Annotated in this window: 11 protein-coding genes; 6 read left to right on the top strand and 5 right to left on the bottom strand. The window is 67.9% G+C overall.

Annotated elements, in window-relative coordinates; genetic code table 11:
- The first annotated feature begins 302 nt into the window (after window positions 1–302).
- The gene (locus G6020_RS14485; protein ID WP_179523730.1) at window positions 303–581 is read left to right on the top strand and encodes a WhiB family transcriptional regulator; all 279 of its coding nucleotides are present in this window, start codon (window positions 303–305) and stop codon (window positions 579–581) included.
- A 21-nt stretch (window positions 582–602) separates the two neighbouring features.
- Here the strand turns inward: G6020_RS14485 and G6020_RS14480 are convergent, their stop codons facing one another.
- Together G6020_RS14480 and G6020_RS14475 are read right to left on the bottom strand one after the other, a co-directional pair.
- A complete protein-coding gene (locus G6020_RS14480; RefSeq protein ID WP_182611092.1) occupies window positions 603–1,085 on the bottom strand; it encodes a hypothetical protein in 483 nt (160 codons plus the stop codon).
- Between the two features lie 2 nt (window positions 1,086–1,087).
- On the bottom strand, window positions 1,088–2,326 hold the full coding sequence (locus G6020_RS14475; protein ID WP_182611091.1) for a fatty acid desaturase: 1,239 nt from the start codon (window positions 2,324–2,326) through the stop codon (window positions 1,088–1,090).
- Window positions 2,327–2,423: 97 nt separating this feature from the next.
- Between G6020_RS14475 and G6020_RS14470 the strand changes: the two genes are divergently transcribed.
- The 4 genes from G6020_RS14470 (at window position 2,424) to G6020_RS14455 (ending at window position 5,636) form a co-directional block, all read left to right on the top strand.
- A complete protein-coding gene (locus G6020_RS14470; protein WP_095718777.1) occupies window positions 2,424–3,158 on the top strand; it encodes an amino acid ABC transporter ATP-binding protein in 735 nt (244 codons plus the stop codon).
- Between the two features lie 94 nt (window positions 3,159–3,252).
- The gene (locus G6020_RS14465; protein ID WP_095718778.1) at window positions 3,253–4,068 is read left to right on the top strand and encodes a glutamate ABC transporter substrate-binding protein; all 816 of its coding nucleotides are present in this window, start codon (window positions 3,253–3,255) and stop codon (window positions 4,066–4,068) included.
- Between the two features lie 78 nt (window positions 4,069–4,146).
- Entirely contained in the window at window positions 4,147–4,809 is a 663-nt protein-coding gene (locus tag G6020_RS14460) for an amino acid ABC transporter permease (RefSeq protein ID WP_095718779.1), read from the top strand.
- A complete protein-coding gene (locus G6020_RS14455; protein WP_179523725.1) occupies window positions 4,806–5,636 on the top strand; it encodes an amino acid ABC transporter permease in 831 nt (276 codons plus the stop codon). Before G6020_RS14460 ends, G6020_RS14455 begins: the two co-directional genes overlap by 4 nt.
- Before the next feature lie 317 nt (window positions 5,637–5,953).
- Here G6020_RS14455 and G6020_RS14450 read toward each other — a convergent pair whose 3' ends face one another.
- From G6020_RS14450 to G6020_RS14440, 3 genes are all read right to left on the bottom strand, one after another.
- Window positions 5,954–6,730, bottom strand: a complete 777-nt coding sequence (locus G6020_RS14450; protein WP_179523724.1) for an SDR family NAD(P)-dependent oxidoreductase — start codon at window positions 6,728–6,730, stop codon at window positions 5,954–5,956.
- Window positions 6,731–6,790: 60 nt separating this feature from the next.
- Window positions 6,791–7,219, bottom strand: a complete 429-nt coding sequence (locus tag G6020_RS14445; RefSeq protein WP_179523723.1) for a VOC family protein — start codon at window positions 7,217–7,219, stop codon at window positions 6,791–6,793.
- Between the two features lie 148 nt (window positions 7,220–7,367).
- Window positions 7,368–7,943, bottom strand: a complete 576-nt coding sequence (locus G6020_RS14440; protein WP_182611090.1) for a maleylpyruvate isomerase N-terminal domain-containing protein — start codon at window positions 7,941–7,943, stop codon at window positions 7,368–7,370.
- A 151-nt stretch (window positions 7,944–8,094) separates the two neighbouring features.
- On the opposite strand from G6020_RS14440, the gene htpG reads away from it, so the two are divergent.
- Window positions 8,095–10,098: a molecular chaperone HtpG gene (gene htpG, locus G6020_RS14435; RefSeq protein WP_182611089.1), complete on the top strand. Its 2,004-nt coding sequence runs from the start codon at window positions 8,095–8,097 to the stop codon at window positions 10,096–10,098.
- Window positions 10,099–10,101: the final 3 nt, after the last annotated feature.

Here is a 10,101-nt window from a genome sequence, read left to right as displayed (position 1 = left end):
GGCGGCCCGCGCCGCCGAGGTGATCCGCGGGGCGACGACGGCCCGGTTCGGCAGCTGACGAGGCCCACTTCCGCCACTCGTCTCAGCAGATGAAGAGTCGGCCCCGGAGAATTGCCGAACTCTAACCTCTGGCCACAGGCTCCGAAAAGCGCAGCCCCCGTCGACTTTTGCCGAGAAAGGTTAGCCTACGCTCGCTAATTTCCGTTTGACCTCGCCGCGTCGACTGTCAGGATGGAGTCAACCGCGTTCTGAACATCCAGGGCTCATGGCAGGGCACTTCAGCGTCGCGGGAAGGAGGCGCCGTGCCCAGATACAGGAACCTCGAACCCACTGCGGAGTTCTGGTCGTGGCGGGACGATGCCGCCTGCATCGATCTCGAAGACCTGTTCTACAGCGCAGAGGACGAATCGAAGGGCGAACGCCGTCGCAAGGAGGAGAGGGCCAAGGCCGTCTGTCAGGGCTGCCCGGTGTTCGACCCCTGTCGGCAGTTCGCCATGGAATCGAAGGAACTCTACGGGGTCTGGGGTGGGACGACCGAGTCCGAACGGCACGCCATGGCGGGCCGACACCGGACCGGCTGACACCGGCCGACCCCGCGGAGGTCAGAGATTCTCCCGCGGGGTCGCCTCATGACCCGTGGTGCCCGCGGACCGGTTCCGCTCCTTGAGTTCGGCCTCGTAGACGTGGCGACGCCCGTCGGTGACCTCGTCCCGGACGGCCTTGCTGACCTCTCGGGCAGTGGTCCAGAACCCGTCGTCGAACTCCTCGACCATCTGGAACGTCCACCGCCCGTGGAGGACGTTCACCCCGACCATCTCGGTCCGGATCAGCTCCGCGAGCTCGGTCCGGCCGACCGCCTCCAGCTGATCCGCGGCCTGCTGGTAGAGGATGTCCGCGCGCCCGATCAGCTGGTGCAGGTCATAGAGGTGCCCCCGGGCCCGCTCCACGTACTCCAGTGCCTCGGTGGCGGTGCCTGCGGCCTCCACCTCGGCGTCGGTCGCGCCGGGTGGTCGCCGATGCGTCTCGTCGACGCTCGGCGTCCGGTCGCCGGAGGTAGCTCCCTCGTCCGGCCGGTCGTCCGCCACCGTCAGACCGTGCGGGTCAGGCGCCGGAGCTGATTCGGGTCGGTCCGGTGCTTGAGAGCGGTGACCAGGCCCGACCGGGGGCCCGCGTGATCGTCGTAGGTCCGCGGCTCACCCTCGAACATGCGCTCCGACCTGGTTTCCGGCGCGTCGTCCGTGGTGGCCTTGAGGAAGCGGTCGGGCAGCGAGAGCTTGGCGATCGTGCGCCACGACTGCCAGTACTGCTTGTACAGCGGACCCGTCGTATACGGCAGATCCCAGCGACGGCAGACGTCCTGGACCTTCTCCGAGATCTCGCCGTACCGGTTGGACGGGATGGTGGGGAAGAGGTGGTGCTCGATCTGGTACGAGAGGTTGCCCGACATGAAGTGGGTGAGCTGGCTTCCGGTGAAGTTGGCGGAGCCGAGCATCTGACGCAGGTACCACTGCGCCTGGGTCTCCTCGGAGAGGTCCTCCAGGGTGAACTTGTCCGCACCGTCCGGGAAGTGCCCGCAGAAGATCACGGCGTTGGACCACAGGTTCCGGATGACGTTGGCGGTGGCGTTGGCGGCCATCGTCGACTTCCAGTTGGGGCCCGACAGGAGCGGGAACCACACGTAGTCCTTGCCCACCTGACGGCGGGCCTTGCGCAGGAACTGCCCGATGCGCCGCTTCTGCTCGGCCCGGCCGGACGAGTTGATGGTGCCCGGCGCGATCTCGAGGTGCTGGACCCCCACGCCCCACTGGAAGGTGAACGCCAGGATGGTGTTCCACACCAGGTTCAGCGAGTACGCCGGGTTCCACGGCTGGTCACGCGTCACACGGACCACGCCGTACCCGACGTCGTCATCCATCCCGATGATGTTGGTGTACGTGTGGTGGTGATGGTTGTGAGTGGCCTTCCAGTGCTCGGAGGTGCCCACGATGTCCCACTCCCAGGTGGTGGAGTGGATGACCGGGTCGTTCATCCAGTCCCACTGCCCGTGCATCACGTTGTGGCCGAGCTCCATGTTCTCGATGATCTTGCCCGCGGCCAGCATCCCGGTCCCCACCAGCCACGCCGGGCGGTACCCGGAGAAGAGGAGGACCGCCCGGCCACCGGCCACCAGTCCGCGCTGGAGACGGATCGTGTTCTGCACGTACCGGCGGTCGGATTCGCCGAGCGAGTCCACGACTTCCTGGCGGATCGCGTCGAGTTCCTCACCGATCGCCTCGACGTCCTCGGCGGAGAGATGGGCGTATTCCTTCACGTCTGATATCGCCATGGGTTGACGGTACGGAGGGTCGGTGAGGTTGTCGACCGGAAAGGTCCAATCGGCGAGTCGATCCTCGATGAATCCTCAGCCGCCTATGATCGCTCCCATGGCACTCGTCGAGATCTCAGGCGTGAACAAGCACTTCGGTGACTTCCAGGCGCTCAAGGACATCACCATGTCCATCGATCAGGGCGAGGTCATCGTCGTGATCGGCCCCTCGGGCTCGGGCAAGTCGACGCTGTGCAGGGCGATCAACAGGCTCGAGACCTTCGAGTCGGGCTCGATCACCATCGACGGCAAGGAGCTGCCCGAGGAGGGCAAGGCGCTCGCCAAGCTCCGTGCGGACGTCGGCATGGTCTTCCAGTCGTTCAACCTGTTCGCGCACAAGACGATCCTCGAGAACGTCACCCTCGGCCCCATCAAGGTGCGCAAACAGTCCAAGGCCGTCGCGGAGAAGCGGGCGATGGAACTGCTGGAGCGGGTGGGTGTCGAGCACCAGGCGTCCAAGTACCCGGCCCAGCTCTCGGGTGGTCAACAGCAGCGTGTCGCCATCGCGCGGTCCCTCGCGATGGACCCCAAGGTCATGCTCTTCGACGAGCCCACCTCCGCCCTGGACCCGGAGATGATCAACGAGGTCCTCGACGTGATGACCGGGCTGGCGAGGTCCGGGATGACCATGGTCGTGGTCACCCACGAGATGGGATTCGCGCGCAAGGCCGCCGACCGCGTCATCTTCATGGCCGACGGGGAACTGGTCGAACAGGCCACCCCTGAGGATTTCTTCACCAACCCGCAGAGCGCCCGTGCCAAGGACTTCCTGTCCAAGATCCTGACCAACTGAGTCGGCTCGGGTCCGCTCACCACCCCCGAACCGGGCCCCCGTTCCAGAATCACCTCCCCCAGATCTCGACCCACCCATTTCACGAGGAGAACACATGAACTTCCGACGGATCGGATCGGCCGCAGCGGCGGTCACCCTGGCTCTCGGCCTGGCCGCGTGCGGGAACGATGACGGGGGCGAGAACCAGCTCCGGATCGGCATCAAGTTCGACCAGCCGGGCCTGGGGCTGAAGGTGGGCAACGACTACAACGGGCTCGACGTCGACGTGGCCACCTACGTGGCCGAGAAGCTCGGCACCCCCGCCGAGGACATCGAGTGGGTCCAGGCACCGAGCGCGCAGCGCGAGACCCTCCTCGAGACCGGGCAGGTGGACATGATCGTGGCCACCTACTCGATCACCGACTCCCGCAAGGAGAAGGTCGACTTCGCCGGACCGTACTTCATCGCCGGCCAGGACCTCCTGGTCCGCGCGGACGACGACAGCATCACCGGGCCGGAGTCGCTCGACGGCAAGCGCCTGTGCTCGGTCTCCGGGTCGACCTCGGCGCAGAACGTCCAGGAGGAGGTCCCGGGGGTCAACCTCCAGGAGTTCGGCACCTACTCCGAGTGCGTCTCGGCACTGGTCTCCAACGCGGTCGACGCACTCACCACGGATGACACGATCCTCGCGGGTTACGCCGCGCAGGACCAGTACCAGGGTCAGCTCAAGGTGGTCGGATCCCCCTTCTCCGAGGAGCTCTACGGGATCGGTATCCAGAAGGGCGACACGGAGAAGTGCGAGCAGATCAACGAGGCCATCCGCGAGATGATCTCCGACGGCAGCTGGGACGCGGCCGTCGAGGAGAACCTCGGAGCGGCGGGCTTCGAGCCGGGAGAGGGCAACCCGCCCAACCCGGACGCCTGCGCCTGATCTGACCTGACAACTCCTCCGCGCCACCGGTGAACGGTGGCGCGGAGGCCCTCCACACCTCATGACGGAAGGTGGACCATGGGCGATATCTTCGCCGACTATGACGTCCTCGGGGCGGTGTGGGTCACCATTCAGCTCTCGCTCCTCGGGACGGTGGGCGCACTGGTGCTGGGGACGATCATCGCGATCCTGCGGGTCTCCCCGGTGGCCGTCCTCCGCGGACTCGGCACCTCCTACGTCAACATCTTCCGGAACCTGCCGCTGACGCTGCTGATGGTGTTCAGCATCCTCGGCCTGTCCTTCATCCTCCAGCTGTCCGTCTCGGACGACTTCGCCCGCAACGCCTTCTGGTGGGCCGCGATCATGCTCGCCGTCTACCACGCGGCGTACGTCTGCGAGGCCCTGCGCTCCGGTGTCAACACGGTCCCGGTGGGCCAGGCCGAGGCCGCCCGGTCCATCGGACTCGGGTTCGGGCAGTCGCTGCGGGAGGTGATCCTCCCGCAGGCGTTCCGAGGGTCCATCGCACCCATGGGTTCGGTGATCATCGCTCTCATCAAGAACTCGACGGTCGCCGCCGTCATCGGCGTGGGCGACTCGGCGGGGCTGCTCCAGGTGATCACGGAGAACGAGGGCGCGAGCCTGCCGACGTTCTTCTTCTTCGCCATGGTGTTCGTGATCCTCACCCTCCCGATCGGACTCTGGACCACGTCCCTCTCACGGAAGCTGTCGGTGAAGCGATGAGCACCCAGGCCGTCCTGTTCGACGCCCCGGGCCCCAAGGCCCGCCTCCGCCACAAGATCTTCACGGTGATCGGTGCCCTGATCGCCGTCGGCATCGCCTACGTGGTCTACATCCAGTTCGAGGCCGCCGGCCAGCTGCAGGCGTTCATGTGGGAGCCGTTCGTCACCGACCCGGAGGTGTGGACCTCCTACCTGATCCCCGGTCTCAAGGGGACGTTCACCGCGGCGGCCATCTCGATCGTCCTCGCGGTGATCTTCGGGCTGCTCTTCGGCATGGGCAGGCTCTCGCCGTTCGCCCCACTGCGGTGGTTCTGCAGCGTGATCGTGGAGTTCTTCCGCTCGGTCCCGGTGCTGCTGATGATGGTGTTCGCCTACTTCGGGTACTTCGCCACCTCGAACATCGTGCCCAATCAGCACGCGCCGCTGGCCGCGGTGGTCACCGCGCTCACCCTCTACAACGGTGCCGTCATCGCGGAGCTCGTCCGTTCGGGAGTCCACGGTCTGCCCTCGGGGCAGACCGAGGCGGGACTCGCGGTGGGGCTCACCCCGGGGCAGGTGCTGCGCTCGATCCAGCTCCCCCAGGCGCTCACGGCCATGCTCCCGGCCCTCGTCGGCCAACTCGTCGTCGTCCTCAAGGACTCCGCACTGGGGTACGGCATCACCTACCTGGAGCTGCTCAACTGGTCCAAGACCCTCGGCTCCGCCTACGCCAACACCGTTCCCGCGTACATCGTGGCCGGCATCCTCTTCGTGATCATCAACTACACGCTCACCAAGCTCGCCGTCTACCTCGAGGGGCGTCTGAAGAAGCGCCGCGCCAGGGCCTGACACCCCCGGGCGGGCGGGCGGGCATCTGCTCCCGCGCCTGTACACCTGCGGGGCAGGCGCCCGTCTCGATGAACACCGGCCTGCGCAGTTGCGCAGGCGAGAGTTCAGGGACACGAGCGGCTGCGGTCCGAGGATGTGAACAGTGAGGGACGGGCGCGGCGTGGCCGTACGCCGGGCCCTGGATACGCACGACGGCCCCGCCGGAATCCGATCCGGCGGGGCCGTCGTGTACCCGGGGCGACCCGGGGTCAGCGCACTGAGGGGTCAGCGCACTGCGGTGTCAGCGCACTGAGGTGTCAGCCCACTGCGGTGTCAGCTCACTTCGGTGGCATCCGGATGCCACCGTCGACGCGCACGGTCTGCGCGTTCATGTACGGGTTGGTGAGCAGCTCCATGACCATCGACGCCAGCTCGTCGCCCGAGCCGAGACGCTTGGGGAACAGGACGCTCTCGCCCAGCTTGGCCTTGAACGCCTCCGAGTCGGGGCCCTCGCCGTAGATCGGGGTGTCGATGAGGCCGGGGGCGACGGTGTTGAGGCGGATCCCGGCGGCCGACAGGTCACGGGCCACGGGCAGGGTCAGGCCCACGATGCCGCCCTTGGACGCGGAGTACGCGGCCTGGCCGATCTGCCCGTCGAACGCGGCGACGGAGGCCATGTTGACGATCGCGCCCTTCTGGCCGTCCTCGTCGGCCTCGCCGCGGGACATGGCCGTGGCGGCCAGTCGGAGCATGTCGAACGAGCCGACGAGGTTGATGTCGATGACCTTGCGGAACGAGTCGATGTCGAAGGCCGAGGCGAACTCGCCGTCCCGGCCGATCGTGCGCTGCGCCCAGCCGATGCCGGCCGAGTTGACCAGGTATCGCAGCGGGCCCAGCTCGAGCGCGGCCTCCACGGCCTTGATGTTGTCCTCGGTCTTGGTCACGTCGACGGCCACGAACACGCCGCCGACCTCGCCTGCGAGGGCCTCACCCTTCTCGGCGTTGAGGTCGGCGACGACCACCTTCGCACCCTGCGCGGCGAGCTGACGGACGACGGCGGCGCCGATTCCCGACGCACCGCCCGTGACGATTGCACTTGCTCCGGAGATATCCATGGCTGAACCGTAACAAGCGGAGGTGATCGATACGGGTGTCACGGGGCGGTCAGCCGGAAATCACCCGGCCGATCCGTCGACCACCACGTCCCAGCGGATGCCGAACCGATCCCGGACCTGACCGTAGTGGTCGCCCCAGGGAGCCACCTCGAACGGCATCGCCAGCTCGCCCCCGTCGTCGGCCACGGTGGCGATGAAGGTGCGGGCCTCGTCGGTGGTGTCGAAGGCGAGCAGGAACGAGTAGACGTCACTGGCGAGCCGGGGCAGGTCCTCGCCCATGGCGTCGCCACCGGTGAGGGTGATGCCCGGGGCCTCCAGCGTCGCGTGGGCGACCGACCCGGACGGCGGGGTGAACGGGATTCCCTCCATCGGCGGCATCTGGTCGTAGGTCATCAGGTCGAGTCGGCCACCGAAGAGGTCGCGGTAGTACGGGAACGCCTCGGAGGCGTTACCCGGGAAGGAGATGTAGGGGCTGGACTGCATGGCCATCGCGGATCCTCTCGCCTGCGCGCCCCGGCCCGTGCCTGAGGTGTTCTCCGCATGATCGACGCTAGACCGGTCGCCGGCCGCAGTCACGAGAAATATCGCCCTCCGCCGACCGGGGTGAGCGTGTGCGCAAGGTGGGCGGCGGTGTCCGTCAACCGGGGTCGCGGCCCGCCACCGCGAGCAGCCCGGCACGCGCGTCCGCATCGGGTCCCACGGATCGCGCCGGGGCCAGCACCCCGAAGGTGCGCATGAGCTCCACCACGTCCCGCCCGTTCTCGAGCACCCAGCCGGCGAGCGTCTCGGCCTCGTCGGACTCCCATGATTCTCCGCGCAGGTCATGGGCGTGCACGACGAGTTCGAAGACCCGCAGCGCCAGCAGGTCCCGGACGGGGATCTCCGCGAGCCGGTGGGCGACCAGCTCATCGGCGTCGGGGGCCGAGGCCAGCCGGTCACGAAGCCCGGCGGAGGTACGGGACAGCGCACCCACGGGGTCGTCGCCGGCATGGTCCGCTGTCCGGGTCCAACCGATCTCGGACTCCGGCAGGCGCGGGAAATAGGCCGCGTACCGCAGACCGCCTCCGAGGACGTGGTTGGCGCAGTCCCGGCGACTCCATCCGGGGCACGACCCGCAGTCGCCGTCGAGCCCGTCGGCGAGCGCCCGCCCGAACAGCTCGGTGGCGGCGTCGAGGACGGCCAGGTGGTCGTGGGGCAGCGGGTTCTCGGTCACGGGGGCTCCTCCGGAATGTCCGGACCCCACAGTAGGTTGATCGTGTCGTCGTGAACAGCACGTCGTGACCGGTCCGGTGGAGGTGCCCTCACGGGGCGCGCCCGCCCATCCCACAGACCCGCCCATCACAGAGAGAGGAACCCTCGCCACCATGAGCCCGCAGACCTCCGGCGCAGCCGAGACCCGGGAGTTCCAGGCAGAGACCCGGCAGCTGCTGGATCTGATGATCCACTCGATCTACTCCAACCCGGACACCTTCCTCCGAGAGGTCATCTCCAACTCCTCCGACGCCCTGGACAAGCTGCGACTGGCAGCTCTCCAGGATTCCTCGCTGGGGGTCGACACCTCGGACCTGCACATCGAGTTGATCCCCGACGAGCAGGCACGGACGCTGACGATCCGCGACAACGGCATCGGGATGTCCCGCGACGAGGTGGTCGACCTCATCGGCACGCTCGCCAAGTCGGGCACCGGTCAGATGCGCGAGGCCCTCGCCGCGGCCCGCGCGGCGCAGGAGTCGGGCGAGGCCAGTGAGCAGGTCACCGCGGACCTCATCGGCCAGTTCGGCATCGGCTTCTACTCCACGTTCATGGTCGCCGACGCGGTCACGTTGGTCACGCGCAAGGCCGGCGAGGCCACGGGTACGCGCTGGACCTCGGGCGGCGAGGGCACCTACACGATCGAGGAGGCACCGGACGCCCCGCAGGGCACCTCGGTGATCCTGCAGCTCAAGCCCGCCGGTGGGGACGCGGCGCTGCCCGACTACGCCGCGGAGTCCACGCTGCGCCGGGTCGTGCGCACCTACTCGGACTTCATCGCCTGGCCGATCCGGATGGAGGTCGAGAGGTCGGCACCGGAGCCGACGGGGGACGACGACGAGGGGAACGACCCCGCCGCGGAGAACACCCTCACCGAGACCGTGACCCTCAACTCCCAGAAGGCGCTGTGGACGCGGCCCCGCTCCGAGGTGACCGACGAGGAGTACTCGGAGTTCTACCGTCACGTCTCCCACGCCTGGGACGAGCCGCTGGAGACCATCACCCTCAAGGCCGAGGGGACGTTCGAGTACCAGGCACTGCTCTTCCTGCCCACGCAGGTGCCGTTCGACCTCTTCTCCCCGGATACCAAGCGCGGCGTCCAGCTCTACGTCCGCAGAGTCTTCATCATGGACGACTGCGAGGAGCTGGTGCCGCCGTTCCTGCGCTTCGTCAAGGGCATCGTCGACGCCCAGGACCTCTCGCTCAACGTCTCGCGCGAGATCCTGCAGCAGGACCGCCAGATCCGAGCGATCCGCAAGCGCCTGGTCAAGCGGGCCCTGCAGACGATCGAGCAGATCAGGACCGACCGTCCGGAGGAGTTCCGCTCGTTCTGGAAGAACTTCGGAGCGGTTCTCAAGGAGGGCCTGATCTCCGACGTCGACGCCCGGGAGCAGCTCCTCGCCGTGAGCACCTTCGCGTCCACTCGTGCAGCCTCCGACGAGGCCACCGGGGGCGACGACGACGAGGTGGGCACCACCATCGCCGAGTACGTCTCCCGCATGGCCGAGGGGCAGGAGGAGATCTACTACCTCACCGGCACGTCCCGCGCGGCGGTGGAGAACTCCCCGCACCTGGAGGCCTTCCGGGCGCGGGGCGTCGAGGTGTTGGTGCTCACCGACCCGGTCGACGAGGTGTGGGTGGACGCGGTCGGCGAGGTCGACGGCAGACGCCTGCGCTCGGTGGCCAAGGGCGACGTGGACCTGTCCGGTATCGGCTCCCCGGTCGAGGAGGAGAAGGGCCAGGCGGATTCCGCGGAGTTCACCGGCCTACTCGAGTGGCTGGGCGAGGAGCTGTCCGACGAGGTCAAGCAGGTGCGGTTGTCGCAGCGGCTCACCGAGTCCGCGGCCTGCATGGTGGGCGACGAGTTCGACATGACCCCGCAGCTCGAGGCGATGTACCGGGCCTCGGGCATGGAGCTGCCCGTGAGCAAGAGGATCCTGGAGCTCAACCCCTCGCATCCCTTGGTCGAGCGGTTGCGCTCTCAGTACTCCGAGGATCCGTCGGCCCCGGGCCTCGCCGACACGGCGCGGTTGCTCTCGGGCGCGGCCGTCCTGGCCGAGGGGGGCACGCTCGCCGACCCCGCCGCCTTCGCCAAGCTGCTGGTCGACCGGATCTGACGC

This window comes from Dietzia sp. B19, assembly GCF_014145155.1.
Taxonomy (GTDB): Bacteria; Actinomycetota; Actinomycetes; order Mycobacteriales; family Mycobacteriaceae; genus Dietzia; species Dietzia natronolimnaea.
Note: the sequence above shows the minus strand (reverse complement) of the source record. Positions and strands in the feature narration are given on the sequence as shown.

Bases quoted from the DNA above. Each gene is read 5' to 3' on its own strand.
- G6020_RS14475 (WP_182611091.1), bottom strand. From the start codon at position 2,326: ATGGCGATATCAGACGTGAAGGAATACGCCCATCTCTCCGCCGAGGAC.
- G6020_RS14470 (WP_095718777.1), top strand. From the start codon at position 2,424: ATGGCACTCGTCGAGATCTCAGGCGTGAACAAGCACTTCGGTGACTTC.
- G6020_RS14465 (WP_095718778.1), top strand. From the start codon at position 3,253: ATGAACTTCCGACGGATCGGATCGGCCGCAGCGGCGGTCACCCTGGCT.
- G6020_RS14460 (WP_095718779.1), top strand. From the start codon at position 4,147: ATGGGCGATATCTTCGCCGACTATGACGTCCTCGGGGCGGTGTGGGTC.
- G6020_RS14455 (WP_179523725.1), top strand. From the start codon at position 4,806: ATGAGCACCCAGGCCGTCCTGTTCGACGCCCCGGGCCCCAAGGCCCGC.
- G6020_RS14450 (WP_179523724.1), bottom strand. From the start codon at position 6,730: ATGGATATCTCCGGAGCAAGTGCAATCGTCACGGGCGGTGCGTCGGGA.
- G6020_RS14445 (WP_179523723.1), bottom strand. From the start codon at position 7,219: ATGGCCATGCAGTCCAGCCCCTACATCTCCTTCCCGGGTAACGCCTCC.
- htpG (WP_182611089.1), top strand. From the start codon at position 8,095: ATGAGCCCGCAGACCTCCGGCGCAGCCGAGACCCGGGAGTTCCAGGCA.